The 17,550-nt window shown below is 75.9% G+C and carries 10 protein-coding genes; 7 read left to right on the top strand and 3 right to left on the bottom strand.

Annotated elements, in window-relative coordinates; translation table 11 throughout:
* The first annotated feature begins 79 nt into the window (after positions 1 to 79).
* Positions 80 to 262, top strand: a complete 183-nt coding sequence (locus tag ACIQCH_RS18395; protein ID WP_030201249.1) for a hypothetical protein — start codon at positions 80 to 82, stop codon at positions 260 to 262.
* 150 nt (positions 263 to 412) lie between these two features.
* Here ACIQCH_RS18395 and prfB read toward each other — a convergent pair whose 3' ends face one another.
* A complete protein-coding gene (gene prfB, locus ACIQCH_RS18390) occupies positions 413 to 1,525 on the bottom strand; it encodes a peptide chain release factor 2 (RefSeq protein ID WP_402582022.1) in 1,113 nt (370 codons plus the stop codon).
* Between the two features lie 573 nt (positions 1,526 to 2,098).
* Between prfB and ACIQCH_RS18385 the strand changes: the two genes are divergently transcribed.
* A complete protein-coding gene (locus ACIQCH_RS18385) occupies positions 2,099 to 3,136 on the top strand; it encodes an isopenicillin N synthase family dioxygenase (protein WP_402582020.1) in 1,038 nt (345 codons plus the stop codon).
* 539 nt (positions 3,137 to 3,675) lie between these two features.
* Here ACIQCH_RS18385 and ACIQCH_RS18380 read toward each other — a convergent pair.
* Both ACIQCH_RS18380 and ACIQCH_RS18375 read right to left on the bottom strand, forming a co-directional pair.
* Positions 3,676 to 4,950 (bottom strand): serine/threonine-protein kinase, encoded by a 1,275-nt coding sequence (locus tag ACIQCH_RS18380; protein ID WP_402582018.1) that lies wholly within the window; start codon positions 4,948 to 4,950, stop codon positions 3,676 to 3,678.
* A 254-nt stretch (positions 4,951 to 5,204) separates the two neighbouring features.
* Positions 5,205 to 7,040 (bottom strand): serine/threonine-protein kinase, encoded by a 1,836-nt coding sequence (locus ACIQCH_RS18375; protein ID WP_402582016.1) that lies wholly within the window; start codon positions 7,038 to 7,040, stop codon positions 5,205 to 5,207.
* A gap of 482 nt (positions 7,041 to 7,522) precedes the next feature.
* On the opposite strand from ACIQCH_RS18375, the gene ACIQCH_RS18370 reads away from it, so the two are divergent.
* The 5 genes from ACIQCH_RS18370 to ACIQCH_RS18350 all read left to right on the top strand — a co-directional run bounded on the left by ACIQCH_RS18370 (position 7,523) and on the right by ACIQCH_RS18350 (position 17,398).
* Entirely contained in the window at positions 7,523 to 11,158 is a 3,636-nt protein-coding gene (locus ACIQCH_RS18370) for an FHA domain-containing protein (protein WP_402582014.1), read from the top strand.
* Positions 11,159 to 11,382: 224 nt separating this feature from the next.
* On the top strand, positions 11,383 to 12,729 hold the full coding sequence (locus ACIQCH_RS18365; RefSeq protein WP_402582012.1) for an ABC transporter substrate-binding protein: 1,347 nt from the start codon (positions 11,383 to 11,385) through the stop codon (positions 12,727 to 12,729).
* A gap of 5 nt (positions 12,730 to 12,734) precedes the next feature.
* A complete protein-coding gene (locus ACIQCH_RS18360; protein ID WP_402582010.1) occupies positions 12,735 to 14,084 on the top strand; it encodes a carbohydrate ABC transporter permease in 1,350 nt (449 codons plus the stop codon).
* Entirely contained in the window at positions 14,081 to 14,998 is a 918-nt protein-coding gene (locus ACIQCH_RS18355) for a carbohydrate ABC transporter permease (protein WP_402582008.1), read from the top strand. The genes ACIQCH_RS18360 and ACIQCH_RS18355 overlap by 4 nt, the downstream gene beginning before the upstream one ends.
* A 120-nt stretch (positions 14,999 to 15,118) precedes the next feature.
* The gene (locus ACIQCH_RS18350; protein ID WP_402582006.1) at positions 15,119 to 17,398 is read left to right on the top strand and encodes a CDP-glycerol glycerophosphotransferase family protein; all 2,280 of its coding nucleotides are present in this window, start codon (positions 15,119 to 15,121) and stop codon (positions 17,396 to 17,398) included.
* Positions 17,399 to 17,550 lie beyond the last annotated feature (152 nt).

Raw genomic sequence — 17,550 nt, 5'->3', positions numbered from 1 at the left:
CGCGGGAGCTGGCACAGTGGTAGTGGGAACCGTCCCGTTCCCGACAGCGTTCTGTGGAGGGACGAGAGGAGGATGGCGCATGACATATGACCGGCTCGTGTGCGCGAACTGCGCGGCACCCGTGAGCGAGGGTCGCTGCCCGGTGTGCCGGGCGAACCGGGAGCGCCTCCAGCAGGAGAGCCCCTTCGCCGGTCTGAACCCGATGGCGCTCGTCGCGCTCCTCGCGGTCCTGGCGGCCGCCGTGGCCCTGCTCGCCCGCTGACCAGCGCGTTCCGCGCGTCGGCGACGGTTTTCGCGGGGATGCGGCACAGCTCGCCCGTCACGCACCGATCGTATGCAGGCAGGGGAAAGGGCCCGGAAGCATCGCTTCCGGGCCCTTTCCCCTGCCTGATGTCTGCTCGCGCTTCCCGCGTCAGCTCTGGACGGTCTCCTGCTGCTTGCGCCAGCGGATGCCGGCCTCCAGGAAGCCGTCGATCTCGCCGTCGAGCACGGCCTGCGGGTTGCCGACCTCGAACTCGGTGCGCAGGTCCTTGACCATCTGGTACGGGTGCAGGACGTAGGAGCGCATCTGGTTGCCCCAGGAGCTGCCGCCGTCCTTGAGCGCGTCCATCTTGGCCTGCTCCTCCTGGCGGCGCCGCTCGAGCAGCTTGGCCTGGAGGACGTTCATGGCACTGGCCTTGTTCTGGATCTGCGAGCGCTCGTTCTGGCAGGAGACCACGATGCCGGTCGGGATGTGCGTGATGCGCACGGCCGAGTCGGTCGTGTTGACGCCCTGGCCGCCGGGGCCGGAGGCGCGGTAGACGTCCACGCGCAGCTCGGACTCGTCGATCTCGACGTGGTCGCTGGTCTCGACGACCGGGAGCACCTCGACACCCGCGAAGGAGGTCTGGCGGCGGCCCTGGTTGTCGAAGGGCGAGATGCGCACCAGGCGGTGGGTGCCCTGCTCGACGGAGAGCGTGCCGTACGCGTACGGGGCCTTGACCACGAAGGTGGTCGACTTGATGCCGGCCTCTTCCGCGTACGAGGTCTCGTACACCTCGGTCGCGTAGCCGTGCCGCTCGGCCCAGCGCAGGTACATGCGCTGCAGGCGCTCGGCGAAGTCGGAGGCGTCGACGCCACCGGCCTCGGCGCGGATGTTGACCAGCGCCTCGCGCTCGGCGTACTCGCCGGAGAGCAGGGTGCGGACCTCCATCTCGTCCAGCGCCTTGCGCACGGCGACGAGCTCGGTCTCGGCCTCGGCGCGGGTGTCCGCGTCGTCCATCTCCTCCGCGAGGTCGAAGAGGACCGCGAGGTCGTCGATGCGGCCGCGCAGGGTCTCGGTCTTGCGGACCTCGGCCTGGAGGTGCGAAAGCTTGCTCGTGATCTTCTGGGCGGCCTCCGGGTCGTCCCACAGGGACGGGGCGGCGGCCTGCTCCTCGAGCACGGCAATGTCTGCCCTCAGCTTGTCGAGGTCCAGGACGGCCTCGATCGACCCCATGGTCGAGGAGAGGGACTTCAGCTCTTCGGAAACATCGACGACTGCCACGGGTCCAGCGTAACGGCTGCCGGGCCCGACGTTCCCCGGAGTATCACGACGGGGGCGCACCGGGGGCGCACGGGAGCGACGCGGAGGCCACCCCGGGGGTGGCGGGGAGGTGCGGCGGCGGCCGTCCCGGGGCGTTACGGAGCCCTCGCGGACCCGGTGCCCCCGGCCGTCCCGAGGTCGCCCCGAGGCCCCCCACCTGCCGTCGGACGGTCGTCCGGAAGGTCACGAACCCGCATCTCGGGGGGTGCACCGGCGCCCGGATCCCGCGCGCGGCAAGGGGCGCGTCCGGTATACGGACGCACCTGTCCGCAACCGGGGCGCCGGCGGGGGGCCCGGCGTACCCTTCGCTTATGACTCTTCTGCTCGTGATGCGACGCCACGTGGACTACATGCGCGTCACCACCATGAGCTGTCAGCCGCCGGACTGAACCTCAGCTTTCCTTTCCGTCTGCTTCGGTCCTGTTCCGCGGTCACGCAGCCCACGGCCCCTACCCCTCCGCCGTGGGTCCCTCCTCGCCGCGCCCCGCCACCCTTGGGGGAACAGGGCCCCGTGACATCCGAAACGGAGCCGTCATGTCGTCCGCGCACCCCTCCTTCTCCTCCTCCTTCTCGTCCTCCCTCACCTCCTCCCTCCCGGTCCTCGACCTCTCCCTCGCCGACGATCCCGCCACCCGCGAGGACTTCCGCCGGCAGCTGCACGCGGCGGCCCGCGACACCGGGTTCCTGCACCTGACCGGCCACGGCGTGAGCGAGGCCGAGATGGCCCACATCCTCGACGTGACCAGGGCGTTCTTCGCCCTGCCCGAGGCCGACCGGCTGGCCGTCAGCAACCTGAACTCCCCGCACTTCCGCGGCTACACCCGCATCGGCCACGAGCTCACCGGCGGCGCCTCCGACTGGCGCGACCAGCTCGACGTGGGCGCCGAGCGGACCGCCCCGGCCGTCGGGCCGGCCGACCCGGCGTACCTGTGGCTGGAGGGGCCGAACCAGTGGCCCGAGGCGCTGCCGGAGCTGCGGACGGTGGTACTGGACTGGCAGCGGCGGCTGGCGGCGGTCGCGCACCGGCTGCTGCGGGAGCTGCTCGCCTCGATCGGGGCGCCCGAGGACTTCTTCGACGCCGCCTTCGACCGGCCCCACCTGCACACCAAGCTGGTCCGCTACCCCGGGTCCGCGCCGTCGGGCGCCGACCAGGGCGTGGGCGCGCACAAGGACTACGGGTTCCTGACGCTGCTGCTGCAGGACTCGGTGGGCGGCCTCCAGGTGGTCAAGGACGGCGGGTTCGTGGACGTGCCGCCGCTGCCGGGCGCGTTCGTGGTGAACCTGGGTGAGCTGCTGGAGATCGCCACGGAGGGGTACCTGACCGCCACGGACCACCGGGTGGTGAGCCCGCCCGGTGCGACGGAACGTTTCTCTGTGCCGTTCTTCTACAACCCGCGGCTCGACGCCGTGATCGACACCGTGCCGGGCGACTACCTGGCGCACGCGCCGGGCGTCGCGCACGACGCGTCGAACCCGCTGCACGCGGAGTACGGCCGCAACGAACTCAAGGGCTGGGTACGGGCCCACCCCGCGGTGGCCCGCAAGTGGCACCCGGAGCTCCTCGCGGCGTAACCCCCGGGCTCCGCCCCGCGCCCCCGCGCCTCGATCGCCGGCGGGGCCGGGGGCGCGGCCTCCGCCCGCCCCCGCTCCGCCGCTACGCGCCGGACTCCCCGGGGCTCCGCCCCGGACCCCGCGCCTCAAACGCCGGCGAGGCTGGAACTGCCGGGACCGGCACCTCCAGCCCGCGCGGCGATGGAGCGCACCCGGCGCGCAGCGCCGGGGTTCCCGGGCTCAGCCCGGGAGGGCGGCGTCCGCGGTCGCTGAGGGAGCAACTCCAGCCCGCGCGGCGTTTGAGCGCACCCTGGCGCGCAGCGCCAGGGATTGCCGGGCGGAGCCCGGTGGGCGGCGTCTGTGGTCGCAAGCCACAGTTTCGGGAAGGGGTGGGGAGGGGACATCGCCCCGCAGGGCCCACCGGCCCGCGGACGGGCCACACGGCGCACCGCCCCGGGCTCAGCGGGGGCTCCGGGCCGGAGGGCCGGGCCACCCGGGACCGAGAACCGCGTCGAGGGCCGCGTCGAGGGCCGCGTCGCGGGCGGCCGGGGCCGGGAGGGTCAGGGGGTCGAGGGGGCGGAGCGCTCCGTGCCGGAGGACGGCGGTGTGGACGAGTCGTCCGCGGAGGCGGCCAGCCACCCGACCCCCACCGCCGCAGCCAGCAGCAGCGACACCGTCGTCAGGACGAGCCGCCGCTTGCGGACCGCGTCCGCCCGGTGCCGCGCGGACCCCGGCCGCGGCGCCCCCGCCGCACGCGGAACCCGGGCCGTCCCGAGCGCCCCGCCCGCGAGCTCGTCGGGCGCCGGCACCCGCATCGAGGTGTGCGTGTCGCGGTTGGAGTCCGCCGCGGAACCCCGCACCAGCGGCACCGCGCCGCGCCGCCGCACCGGCTCCCCGTCCCCGGCGGCCGGCGGCGCCTCGTCGTGCGCCGGCTCCCGCTCCTCCTCCACGTCGTCCGGCTCGTCCACGTCCAGCGGCGGCATCCCCGCCAGCATCGGCAGCAGGTCCCGCAGCCGCACGGACAGCTCGGAGGCCCGCAGCCGGGACGCGGGTGCCTTGGCCAGGCACTGGACCATCAGCTGCCACAGCTCGTCGGGGATGCCGGGCAGCGGGACGACGGTCTCGGTGACGTGCCGGCGCAGGACCGCCCCGGGGTGCCCGCCCCCGAAGGGCGTGAAACCGGCCAGCAGCTCGTAGAGCACCGTCGCGAGGGCGTAGATGTCGACCGCCGCCCGCGGCGGCAGGCCCTCGACGATCTCGGGCGCGAGGTAGTCGGGCGTACCGATGATCCGCGTCCGCGAGGAGGTCGGGCCGGCCGGGCCGGCGCCCGACCGCGCGGGCGTGTCGATCAGTTTGGCCACGCCGAAGTCGGTGAGCAGCGCCGGGTGCGCCCCGCCGGGGCCGAGCGGCCCCTGCATGTCGAGGAGGACGTTCTCCGGTTTGACGTCGCGGTGCACCACGCCGGCCCGGTGCGCGAAGGCGAGCGCGTCGGCCACGTCGGCCACGATCGCGACCGCGGCCTCGGGCGCCAGCCGGCGCTCGCGGTCGAGCCGGGTGCGCAGGTCCGTACCGCGGACGAGGTCCATGACGAGCGCGAGGTCGTCGCCGTCCACGACGAGGTCGCGCACGCCCACGACGTTCGGGTGGTCGAGGCCGAGCAGCGCGCTCCGCTCCTGGACGAAACGGCCGACCAGCTCCTGGTCGGACGCGAGGTCTTCGCGGAGCAGCTTGACGGCGACGGGCCCGTCCGGCCCCTCGCCCAGCCACACCGTGCCGGCACTGCCGCGCCCCAGGATCTGGTGGGCGGTGTACCGGCTGCCGATCTTCCGTGCCACGACTGCTCCCTCAGCGGCTGGAGTACGGACCAAAGCTACGCGGCCGGGAGGGGGTTGGAGGCCCCGGATCGCGGCGACCTTCACTTCTGCGGGCGAAATCACGTCCCAGAAGTCGACAAATCTACGAACTCGGCGTGCCGCGGACCCCGGACGGACCCCGGGGAACGCCGAAGGCCGCACCGGCGGGATGCCGGTGCGGCCTTCGGGCGCGGTACGCGCGGGCCCTCGATCCACGACGGACCGGGGCGGACGCGTCAGGAGCCGGTGGAACCCCCGCCGCCCCCGCTGACGCTGCTGCCGAGGTCGCCGACGAAGTCGACGATGTCGGAGCCCCAGCTCCACAGCTGGTCCCACCAGCCCTTGCCGGTGCCGATCCACTCCTGCAGCGGCGTCAGCTCCCAGATGAGCCAGCCCGCGACGAAGAAGAGCAGGATCGTGAACAGGCAGCCCTTGAGGCAGCCCAGGCCCGGGATCCGCATCGGGTTGGCGCTGCGGCGGCGCGGCTCGCGCGGCTCGGGCGCGGGGCGCGCCGGGGCCTGCGGCCGCTGCGGGGCGGCCGGGGGCGCCTGGTACGGCTGGGGCTGGGGCGCCTGCTGGTACGCGGGCGGCGGGGCCTGCCGGTACGGCTGGGCCTGCTGCTGCGGGGCCTGGTAGTGCGGGGGCTGCGGCGGGTACGGCCGCTGCGGGTGCGGCTGCTGCTGCTGCGGCGGCTGGTAGGGCTGCTGCTGGTACCCCTGGGGCGGCGGGGCCTGGTTGTACGGCTGGGGTTGCCGCGGCGCCTGCTGCGGCCGGGCCGGCGGCGGCGCCTGGCGCTGCGGGCGGCGGCGCAGCGGGTCCTCGCTGGGGTCGAGGTACTGGATCTGCGTCTGCTCGTTGCGCTCGCGGGCCGCCTGCAGCTGCGACTGCCACGGGTGCGGGTTGTCCGGCCGCTCGACGGGCGGCATGACGGCCGTGGGGTCGGCCTGCGGGGCACCCGCGCCGGCACCCACCGGCGGCAGGACGGAGGTCGCGTCCTCGGAGCCGCCGGGGCCGCCCGGGGCGCCGATCGGCGGCAGGACGGAGGTCGCGGCGTTCGGGTCGTACGCGCCCCGGGCGCCGTACGGGCCCGGCGCGGCGGAGCCGCTGGGCAGCACCTGCGTCGCGTCGGCCGCCCCGGGCGTCTCGGGGACCGGCGCCGGCGACGGGTCCGGCGCGAGCAGCGCGCCCACGCCGAGGGCGGCCTCGACCTCGGACGGGGAGGAGTGCACGCCGATGCCGGCCGCGACCACGCGCAGGCCGCGGGCCAGGCTCTGGGCGCTGGGCCGCTCGTCCGGCTCCTTGCGCAGGCAGCGCTCGATGACGGTCCACAGGGGTTCGGGCAGCGTGGAGGGGCGCTGCGGCTCCTCGCTGAGGTGGCGGTGCAGGACCTCCAGCGCGGTGCCGCCCGCGAACGGGGGCCGGCCGGTGACCAGCTCGTACAGCAGGATGCCGGCGCCGTAGATGTCGACGGCGGAGGTCTGCGGGCGGCCCTCGGCGGACTCGGGGGCGACGTAGGCGGGGGTGCCGACGAACTCGTGGGTGCGGGTCAGGCCCGGGGAGTCGGCGAGGCGGGCGATGCCGAAGTCGGTCAGCATCGGCCGCATCCGGCCGTCCCGCTCGTCGACCAGGACGTTCGCGGGCTTGAGGTCGCGGTGGACGACGCCGTCGGCGTGGCTGGCGGCGAGCGCGTCGGCGATCTGGGCGGTCAGCAGGCTGGCGGCGACCGGCGTGAACGGGCCGTTCTCGCGCAGGTACTTGTGCAGGTCCGGGCCGTCGATCAGGTCCATGACCAGGGCCAGCAGGTCGCCCTCCACGACGAGGTCGCGGGTGCGCACGATGTTGGGGTGGGTCAGGCGGAGCAGGACCGAGCGCTCGCGCAGGAAGCGCATCACGACGTCGGCGTCGTTGGCGAGCTCCTCCTTGAGCACCTTGATGGCGACGGTCTCGCCGGGCTGGCCGGCCACGGCCGCCTCGGCGCCCGCGGTCTCCCGCTGGCGGGCACGCCAGACGGTCCCGGTGGCACCGCGACCCAGCGGCTCCTCCAGGAGGTACTTGCTGCCGACTGGCCGCACGTCACGCGCTCCCTGCTGTCAGTTTTTCGTTCCGTGCCACTTTAGGGGGTGGCACCCCGGAAGACGCGGGCCTCGGAGTGTTGGTTGCCGTACATACGTGCGGTGGGTGATCGCCGCCGGGACCCGCACGCCGGGATCGCGGCAGGTCGGCGGCACCACCGGGGGTGCACCGGCGCGAGGGCGCGCCGGGGCGCGCGCCCGGGCGCCCATGACGACGGATGTGTGACGGTTCGCGTCCGGATTTGCACGGCGGGGCGATCGATCAAGATCATTTGTTGGCGGGTGCCGGGCGTGTTGTCGGCGGCAAGTGCGAGGATGCATCCCGTACGGAACCGCGGAGTCGGGAGCTCCCCGGTCCGGCAGACCTGACCGGGCGTCGCACGCCCGTGCCGGGCGGGGGGATCGCGGGACAGCGGGCCCGTTCCCTGCCGGGGCACGGCGGTGCGCCCGGGCGCACCGCGCAGAAGGGACCGCTGAGGGCCATGCAGATCCGGCTCACCGTCCTGGGGCCGCGCAGCGGCCACCAGACCGCGACCTGTGACGTGCTCGTGACCGCGCCGGCCGGCACCCCGCTGGCCGCCGTGGCCTCGGGCCTGGCCGCGACCGTCGGCGGCCCCGACACGGGCGGCACCGTGATCCTCTACGCCGGTCGGGACCGGCTCGACCCGCAGCGCCGGATACTCGGCGAACCGCCCCTGGTGGACGGGGCGGTGCTGTCCCTGCACGTGCCGGCCTGCGAGGACGACCCGGCCGACGACGCCGCGGCGCGACTGCACGTGGTGGCCGGCCCCGACGCGGGCGGCGTGCACCTGCTGCACGGCGGCCGGATCAGCGTCGGCCGCTCCGCCGACGCCGACGTGCCGCTGGACGACCCCGACGTCTCGCGCGTGCACTGCGCGGTGACCGTGGCCGAGGACGGCCGGGTCGCGGTGGCCGACCTGGACTCCACGAACGGCACCGCCCTCGACGGCCGCCCGCTCGGGCGCGCCCCCGTGCCGCTGCCGCCGGGCGCGCTGCTGCGCGTCGGCGAGTCCACCCTGCGCCTGGCGCCCCCGACCGCGGTCGCGGCCCTCGCGACGACCCCGGACGCCGAGGGCCACCTGCGCGTCCACGTCCCCGGCGACCCGGAGGAGGCGAGCGCCACTCCCGGCGGCAGCGGAACGGGGGCCGGCTCCACCGGCAGGGGCTCCGACGACGCGTCCGCCCGCGCGGACGGCCCGGCCGGCGGGCGGGACGCCGGCGGGGCCGCCGCGGGCGGGACGGCGGCGGGAGGAGCGGCCGCGCAGTACGGCCGCCGGGCCGCCGACGGCCGCCCCGCGTCCCCCGTCCCGGCCGGCGACCACACCCACGGCCACCGGGTCCCGGGGGCCTCCGACACCGGCCCGGCCGGGGCGCCCGGTCACGCGGCCGCGGCGGCCGCGCCGGCTCCGTACGCCCGCCAGCACCCCGTGGCCGAGGACCCGGAGGTCGGCGAGCCCCCGGTCCGACAGCGGTACGGGACCGTCAGCTCCGCCACGCACCTCGTCGACCCGTACGCCGACCGGGGCACCACCGGGCACGGTCCCGCGGACCCCGACCGCCAGGCCACTCAGGGGCGCGGCCGTACGTACGCCGGCCCGTACCCGGCCGCCCCGGGCAACGCCGCGGCGCCGCAGCACTACGGGCGCGTCCCGCACCAGCCGTCCGCCGGCGACCGCTCGGCCCCGGGTGCGCGGGCATCCGCCCCGCAGCAGCCACGGCACGCCCCGCAGCACCCCGCGCCCGGACCCGGCCATCCCTCCGCGGGTCCTCAGACGTACGGCCCGGGCACCGCGGCCGGCCCCCAGCACCCCGGCTCCGCCCCCGGCTTCCCGGCCGCGGGTCCGCAGGTGCCCGGGGGCGGGGCGCCCGGTCTCCCCGACGGCGGGCCGGTCCCCGGTACCTCCGCCGCCGGCGCGGCCGAGGCCGAGGCCGCGGAGGCACCACGGCGGCGGCGCGGGTTCGGGGCCTGGGCGCGGCGGTGGGCGGGACGGGACGGGCAGGAGACCGTCGCCGCCGGGCCCGAGCAGGCCCCGGCCGCCCCCGACGCCCGGAACGACGACCACCGCCCCGACGCGGCCGAGCTGCTGCTGACCGCCCTCGGACCGGGCCCCCGGCTGTGGGAGCGCGGCCGCCGGCACCCCGAAGCGCTGGAGGTGCGCCTCGGCTTCGGCGTCGCCGCACCGCTGCGCGCCTGCGGCGGACTGGGCCTGGCCGGCCCCCGGGCCCGGCTGGCCGGACTGGCCCGCTCCGTGCTGGCGCAGCTCGCCGCCCTGCACGCCCCGCGCGACCTGGAGATCGTGCTGATCAGCACCGACCGGGCGCGGCCGCTCCCGGACCGGCGTGCGGAGTGGGCCTGGCTCGGCTGGCTGCCGCACGTGCGCCCCGGGCACGGGCAGGACTGCCGGCTGCTGCTCGCGTACGACAAGGACCAGGCCGCCGCCCGGACCGCGGAGCTCACCCGGCGGCTGGACGACGGTGCCCTCGGCCCCCAGTGGGCCTCGCAGGCCCGGGAGGCGGTCGCCGCGGCCGCCGCCGCGTACACGGGCCCGTACACCGTGCTCGTGCTCGACGGGGACCCAGGCCCGGGCCCGCTGCGCGACACCGTCGCGCGGCTCGCGGGGCACGGCCCGGCGGCCGGCATCCACGTCCTGTGCCTCGCCGAGGCGCCCTCGGCCTCACCCGCCTCGCCGCTGGACGAGACGTACGAGACCGCCTGCGCCGCCTCCCCCGCCTTCCGCGAGTGCGGTACGGCCGCGCTGCTCAGCGGCGACGTCGCCACCGCCGTACGGGTCCTGCCGGTGCGGGGCGGCCGGCCCGCCGGGCACGGACGGCTGGTCACCGCCGACGCGGTCTCGGCCGCGTGGGCGGAGCGGTTCGCCCGCGCCCTGGCCCCGCTGCGCGCGGACTGCGCGGGCCCGGAACCGCAGCGGCCGGCCGCCGCGGCGCTGCCCGCCACCGCCCGGCTGCTGGACGAGCTGGGCCTGGCCCGGGCCACGCCCGCGTCCCTGATGGCCCGTTGGGCCGCGGCCACCGAACAAGGCCAGGAGGTCGGCGGGCTCGCCGAGCTGGTGCTGGGCGGCGGCCGCCGCGGGCCGGTGGGCGCCGAACTCGTCGCCGAGGGCCCGCACCTGCTCATCGAGGGTCCGGCCGGCAGCGGCCGCACCGAGCTGCTGCGCTCCGTCGCGGCCTCGCTGGCCGCGGGCGCGCGCCCGGACCGGCTGGGTCTGGTGCTGCTCGACGGAGCGGGCGGCGAGCGCGGCGGAGGCCTCCAGCCGTGCACGGAACTGCCGCACGTGTCGGCACACCTGGTGGCCGCGGACCCGGTGCGGATGCGCGAGTTCGCCCAGGCCCTGGGCGCGGAGCTCAAGCGCCGGGCGGAGCTGCTGGACGGGGTGCCGTTCGCCGACTGGCACGCGGCCCGGGCGCTGCCCGAGGGCCGGGAGGCGGCGGCCCGGGTGGTGGCCCCGCGCCGGCCCGGCCCGGCGGAGTCGACCGGCGACCTCGATCCGGCGCGCACGGGCACGCTGCGGCTGCGGGCCGCGGCCGTCCGGACGGAGGTGGGCCCGACGCCGCTGCCGCGGCTGGTGGTGCTGGTGGACGACTACGACGCCCTGGTCGCCCCCGCCCTGGGCAGTACGGGCCGGCCGGCCGCGGGGTCGGTCGTGCGCGCGCTGGAGGCGGTGGCCCGGGACGGGGCGCGGCTCGGCGTGCACCTGGTGGCCACCACGTCGAGACCGGACCGTACGGCGGACACGGAGCTGGGCCGGGCCGCGGGGCTGCGGGTCGAGCTGGAGGCCGTACCGGCGTCCGGGGGCGGGGCGGACCGGCCCGCGCCCGGGCGGGGGGTGCTGCGGCACCCGGACGGGCGGACCACGCCGTTCCAGGGCGGGCGGGTGACGGGGCGGATACCCCGTACGGCGACGCAGCGGCCGACGGTGGTGCCGGTGGAGTGGGAGCGGATGGGGGATCCGCCGGCTCGGCGGCCGGTGCGGGAGCTGGGGAACGGGCCCACGGATCTGGCGCTGCTCGCCAGTGCGTTGGACCGTGCGTCGCATCTGGTGTCGGCCGTACCGGTGCTCTTTCCTGCGGCCCCTTAGGAGGGTCCGGCCCCTTCGCGGGCCGGACCGGTGGGGGTGAGGGCTGCGGGCCGGGCACACCCCGGGAAGGGGGCGCGCCGCGGGACGCGCCCCCCGGACGCGGTATTGCGTCGGTGTGGGGGCGGGCGTAGACCTGGGGGATCGGGATTCCGGGAGACGGGGGCAGTCACGTGCGAAGCCGAGACCGAAACCGAAGCCGGCACGGCGTCCGCGGGCACGCGGGTGTGCGCGCCTGGGTGGTGCTGGCCGCCGCCGGGGCGCTGGTGCTCACCGCCTGCGACAGCGACGGCGGCAGCAGCGGGCCGAGCGGGAGCGGGTCACCGAGTGCGACCGGCGCCGGGACGACGGTCCGGTTACCGGACCTGACCGGCCAGCAGGTGTCGGTGGCCGCGGTGTGGACGGGACCGGAACAGGCCAACTTCACCAAGGTCCTGAAGGAGTTCGAGAAGCGCACGGGGGCGAAGACCACGTTCGTCCCGGCCCAGGACCCCATCGTGACCTTCCTCGGCACCAAGATCGCCGGCGGCCAGCCGCCGGACGTGGCCCTCCTCCCGCAGGTGGGCGCGCTGGCCCAGGCGGTGGAACGGAAGTGGGTGCAGCCGGTCGGCAAGGAGGCCCAGGCCCAGCTGGACCGCAACTACGTCGACCACTGGAAGGAGCTCGGCCGGCTCGACGGCACCCAGTACGGGGTGTACTTCAAGGCCGCCAACAAGTCGCTGGTCTGGTACAACACCCGGGCCTTCGACAACGCGGGCGTCTCCGAACCCCCGCGCACCTGGCAGGAGTTCCTCAAGACCGCCGACGAGCTGTCCGCCTCCGGCACGCCCCCGGTGTCGGTGGGCGGCGCGGACGGCTGGACCCTGACGGACTGGTTCGAGAACGTCTACCTCTCCCAGGCGGGCCCGGAGAAGTACGACAAGCTGGCCCGCCACGAGCTCAAGTGGACCGACCCGAGCGTCACGCAGGCCCTGACCACCCTGGCCCAGCTCTTCGGCCGCAAGGACTTCCTGGCGGGCGGTCAGAGCGGGGCACTGGCCACGGAGTTCCCGAAGTCGGTGACGCAGACCTTCACGGGCGGCGACCAGCCGGGCGCGGCGATGGTGTTCGAGGGCGACTTCGTGGCCGTGAACATCGCCCAGACCCAGGCGAAGATCGGCACGGACGCGAAGGTGTTCCCGTTCCCGGCGGTCGGCAAGGACGCGCCGGTGGTCTCCGGCGGCGACATGGCGGTCGCGCTGAAGCCCTCCGAAGGGGCGCAGGCGCTGCTGACGTTCCTGGCCTCGCCGGACGCGGCGGCCGTGTGGGCCAAGGAGGGCGGGTTCATCTCGCCGAACCGGAACCTGGACCCGGCGGCCTACCCCGACGACATCCAGCGGGGCATCGCCAAGGCGCTGGTCTCGGCCGGCGACGACTTCCGCTTCGACATGTCCGACCAGGCCCCGGCGTCCTTCGGCGGCACCCCGGGCGCCGGTGAGTGGAAGGCCCTGCAGGACTTCCTGAAGAACCCGAAGGACATCGCCGGGACCCAGGCGCGGCTGGAGTCCGACGCGGCCAAGGCCTACGGGCACTGATCCCCGTGTCCGGCACTCCGGAACGGACCGCGCCCGTCACCCGGGCGGCCCCCCGCGACCCGCGGCGGGCCGCCCGGAACCGGCGGCTGACGGTGGCCGCCCTGTTCCTGCTGCCCGCGCTGGTGCTGCTCGGGGCGCTGGTCGTGCACCCCATCGGCTACTCGGTCTACCGCAGCCTGTTCGACCGTACGGGCGACCGGTTCGCGGGGCTGGACAACTACCGGCGGCTGTTCACCGACGAGGCCACCCGCACGGCGCTGGGCAACACCGCGGTGTGGGTGGTGGTCGCCCCGGCCGTGGCCACCGCGCTGGGCCTGGTCTTCGCGGTGCTGACCGAACGGGTGCGCTGGGGCACCGCGTTCAAGCTGCTGGTGTTCATGCCCATGGCGATCTCGATGCTGGCAGCGGGGATCATCTTCCGGCTGGTCTACGAGCAGGACCCGGACCGGGGCGTGGCCAACGCGGTGTGGGTCGGGGTGCACGACACGTTCGCCCCGTCCTCGGCGTTCCCGCGGGCCCGGCCGCGCCCGGACGCCGCCCTGGTCCCGGCCCCGGGCGGCGGGTACGTGACGCGGGCGCCGGTACGGGCCGGGGTACCGGTGCTGCTCCCGCTGGTCGGCGTACCGCCGGAGGCGCTGCCGGACGGCACCCGGCCGGCCCGGCCGGCGGCCGCGGAGCCCGGGAGGGTGACGGGCACGACCTGGCAGGACTTCACCCGGGGCGGCGGGGGCCGGCGCGACGCGGTGGACCCGCGCGAGTCCGGGTACGCGGGCATGCGCGTCGAGGCGGTCGTGGACGGCAGGGTCGTGGCGGCCACGAAGGCCCGCGCGGACGGCACGTTCACGCTCCCCGCGGCCGCCGACGGGGCGGTGCTGCGGCTGCCGGCGGCGAACTTCCGCGAGCCGTACGCGGGCGTGGAGTGGCTCGGCCCGGTGCTGGTGACGCCCGCGGTGATCGGCGCGTACGTGTGGATGTGGGCCGGGTTCGCGATGGTGCTGATCGGCGCCGGGCTGGCGGCGGTGCCGCGGGAGCTGCTGGAGGCGGCCCGGGTGGACGGCGCCAACGAGTGGCAGGTGTTCCGGCGGGTCACGGTGCCGCTGCTGGCGCCGGTGCTCGCGGTGGTGCTGGTCACCCTCGTGATCAACGTGATGAAGATCTTCGACCTGGTGTTCGTGATCGCTCCGGGCTCGGTGCAGGACGACGCGAACGTCCTGGCCCTGCAGCTGTACCGGACCTCGTTCGGCACCGACGCCGACCAGGGCGTGGGCTCGGCGATCGCGGTGCTGCTACTGGTGTTGGTGGTGCCGGTGATGTGGTTCAACATCCGCCGCATGCGACGGGAGGCCCGCCGATGAGTGCCGTACCGCAGGCGACCGGAGGCCGGCCGGCCCGGGCCGCGGCGCCCGCCGCCCCGGCCCGGGGCGGGGTCGTCGCCCGGCTGGCGTCGCGCGCCGCGAGCGGCGGGACGCGGGTCTTCCTCGTGCTCGCGGCCGCGTTCTGGCTGCTGCCCACGATCGGCCTGCTGGCCTCCTCGTTCCTGGCCCCCGGCGACCTCAGCTCCGGCGGCTGGTGGCAGGTGCTGACGGCGCCCGCACGGCTGACCACCGAGAACTACGCCCACCTGCTCTCGGACGAGCGGATCACCCGCTCCCTGGTGAGCACCGTCCTCATCACCGTGCCGGCCACGCTCCTGGTGCTCGCCCTCGGGGCCTTCGCCGGGTACGCCTTCGCGTGGCTGGAGTTCCCGGGCCGCGACGCGCTGTTCCTGGTGGTGGTGGCGCTGCTGGTGGTGCCGGTGCAGGTGGCGCTGATCCCGGTGTCGGAACTCTTCGGCGCCATCGGGCTGTTCGAGACCACGGCCGGCGTGGTGGTGTTCCACACCGCCTTCGGGCTGCCGTTCGCGGTGTTCCTGCTGCGCAACTTCTTCGCCGAGATCCCGCGCGAGCTGCTGGAGGCGGCCCGCCTCGACGGGGCCGGCGAACTGCGCCTGTTCGCACGGGTGGTGCTGCCGCTGGGCGGGCCGGCGATCGCCTCGCTGGGCATCTTCCAGTTCCTGTGGGTGTGGAACGACATGCTGGTCGCGCTGGTCTTCGCCGACTCCACCCGACCGCCGATCACGGTCGCGCTGCAGCAGCAGGTCCGGCAGTTCGGCAACAACATCGACGTGCTGGCGCCCGGGGCGTTCATCTCGATGGTGGTGCCGCTCGTGGTGTTCTTCGCGTTCCAGCGGCAGTTCGTCTCCGGGGTGCTCGCCGGCGCCATCAAGTGAGGGAACGGGGCGGGGCGATCTTGTAATCCGACGGATAACCCGGTTGCCACGCCCCGCGTAACCCGGTCACCCGACCAGCGGTTCCTGGGCAATATGCCCGCGCCGACCCCTGGATGTGCCGTGCCCCGGTTCAGCGTCATCGTGCCCGCGTACAAGGTCCAGGCCTACCTCCAGGAGAGCCTGGACTCCGTCCTGACCCAGTCGTACACCGACCTCGAAGTGATCGCCGTCGACGACTGCTCCCCGGACGCCTGCGGCGAGATCATCGACCGGTACGCGGCCCGTGACCCCCGCGTCACTGCCGTCCACCTCCCGCACAACCTCGGCCCCGGCGCGGCCCGCAACGCCGGCCTGGCCCGGGCCACCGGCGACTACCTGGTCTTCCTCGACGCCGACGACACCCTGGTGCCCGGCGCGCTCCAGGCCGTCACCGACCGCCTGAAGGCCACCGGCTCCCCCGACGTGCTCGTCTACGACCACGCGCGCACCCACTGGACCGGCGAGACCGTCCGCGAACGGCTCGCCGGCCGGCTCCGCGAGGACGGCCCCGCCAGCTTCCGGCTCACCGACCGGCCCGACCTGCTCGGCCCGGTGCTGCTCATCGGGGACAAGGCCTACCGGCGCGAGTTCATCGAGCGCGCCGGGCTGTCCTTCCCGCCCGGCCTGTACGAGGACGTCCCGTGGACGTACCCGGCGCTCATGACCGCCACCTCCCTCGCGGTCCTGGACCGGGTGTGCGTCCACCACCGGCAGCGGCGCACCGGTTCGGTCCTGTCCACCAGCACCCGCCGCCACTTCGACGTCTTCGCCCAGTACGACCGGGTGTTCGCCTTCCTCGCCGGCCGCCCCGAGCTGGAGCGCTGGCGTCCCCTCCTCTACCGGCGCATGGCCGAGCACCTCACCGGCCTGTACGCCGCCCCCGACCGCCTCCCGCGCGGCTCCCGGCGCGAGTTCTTCCGCCGCGCCCGCGCCCAGCTGCGCCGCTACCGCGTCCCCGGCGCCGTAACCGCCCCGGGCGCCGTACCCGCCCCGGGCACCCGGATCCGGCACGCCCTCGTACGGCTGGGCGACCACACCACGTACCGCGCCCTGACCGGGGCGCGCACCGCGTTCCTGCGCGCCCGTACCCGCACCCGCGCGCTGGGCCGGGCGGTGCGCGAGCGCCTGATGCTGCTGCACCACCGCCTCCAGCGGCTGCTGCCGCTGCGCCCCGACCTCGCCGTGTTCTGCGCGTACGGGCACGGCGGCTACGCCTGCGACCCGGCCGCCGTCGAGGCGAAGCTGCGCGAGCTCGCGCCCCGGTTCCGCACGGCCTGGATCTGCGGCCCGGAGCACGACGCGACCGTGCCCGCCGGCACCGCCCGGCTGCGGCCCGGCTCGGCCGGCTACTGGAGCGCGCTGGCCCGGGCCGGGTACCTGGTCACGAACACCGACGTCGATCCCCGGTTCGTCCGCCGGGCCGGCCAGGTGCTGCTCCAGACCCAGCACGGCACCCCGCTCAAGCGCGTGGGCCTGGACCTGGTCGACCGCCCGGCCGCCGCCCCGACCCCCGACGTCGCCGGGCTGCTGCGCGGCGCCGACCAGTGGGACTACCTGCTGTCGGGCAACCACCACTCCACCCTGGTGTGGGAGAAGGCCCTGCCCGCCCCGTACACCACCCTGGAGTACGGGGCCCCGCGCAACGACGTCTTCCACCGCGCGGGCTCCGCCGAGGTGCTGGAGATCCGCGAACGGCTCGGCATCCCGCCCGGCACCACCGCGATCCTGTACGCGCCCACCCACCGCGACTACCGGCGCAGCCGCCCCGACCACCTGGACTTCGAGCGGGTGCTGCGGGACCTGGGCCCGCGCTTCACGATCCTGGCCCGCGCGCACCGCACGTACGGCGGCCCGCTCGGCCGCGACCCGCACCCGCGGCTGGTGGACGTCTCGGACCACCCCTCGGTGGAGGAGCTCTGCCTGGCCTCCGACGCACTCGTCACGGACTACTCCTCCCTGATGTTCGACTACGCCTGCCTGGACCGGCCGATCGTGGTCCACGCCGACGACTGGGAGGCGTACGAGGCGACCCGCGGCACGTACTTCGACCTGCGTTCCTTCCCGCCGGGCGCGATCGCCCGCACCGAGGACGAGCTGGTCGACATCTTCGCCACCGGCCACTGGAAGGGCTCCCGCTCGGCGCAGCTGCGGGCCGCGTTCCGCACCCGGTTCTGCCCGTACGACGACGGCCACGCGGCCGAGCGCGTGGTCCGCCGGGTCTTCCTCGGCCAGACCACCGGCCTGCCCCCGTTCGTCCCCCTCGAGGACCGCCGTCCCGCCCCCGCCGCACCCGGCACCGGCGCCACCACCCCCGGCCAGCGCCGCGCCGCCCCCGCGTACGACCGCCTGACGCTGGACTGACCCCGCCCGGCCCGCGTCACCCGTCGGGTCGAAGAACGCGCGGACGGAGCGGGCGGCGGCGTGGCCGTCGTCGTACGAGCAGGACCAGGTGCGGAAAGCGGGACGGAAGGCGGGGCGGAAGGCGGCGGACCCGGGGCGCGCGCCCCTCGGGC

The organism is Streptomyces sp. NPDC093225 (genome assembly GCF_044753805.1).
GTDB lineage: Bacteria > Actinomycetota > Actinomycetes > Streptomycetales > Streptomycetaceae > Streptomyces.
This window is presented reverse-complemented; position numbering and strand designations above follow the sequence as displayed.

What these genes read in the sequence shown, in the direction of transcription:
- ACIQCH_RS18395 (WP_030201249.1), top strand. Translation starts at nt 80, where the DNA reads ATGACATATGACCGGCTCGTGTGCGCGAACTGCGCGGCACCCGTGAGC.
- ACIQCH_RS18385 (WP_402582020.1), top strand. Translation starts at nt 2,099, where the DNA reads ATGTCGTCCGCGCACCCCTCCTTCTCCTCCTCCTTCTCGTCCTCCCTC.
- ACIQCH_RS18370 (WP_402582014.1), top strand. Translation starts at nt 7,523, where the DNA reads ATGCAGATCCGGCTCACCGTCCTGGGGCCGCGCAGCGGCCACCAGACC.
- ACIQCH_RS18355 (WP_402582008.1), top strand. Translation starts at nt 14,081, where the DNA reads ATGAGTGCCGTACCGCAGGCGACCGGAGGCCGGCCGGCCCGGGCCGCG.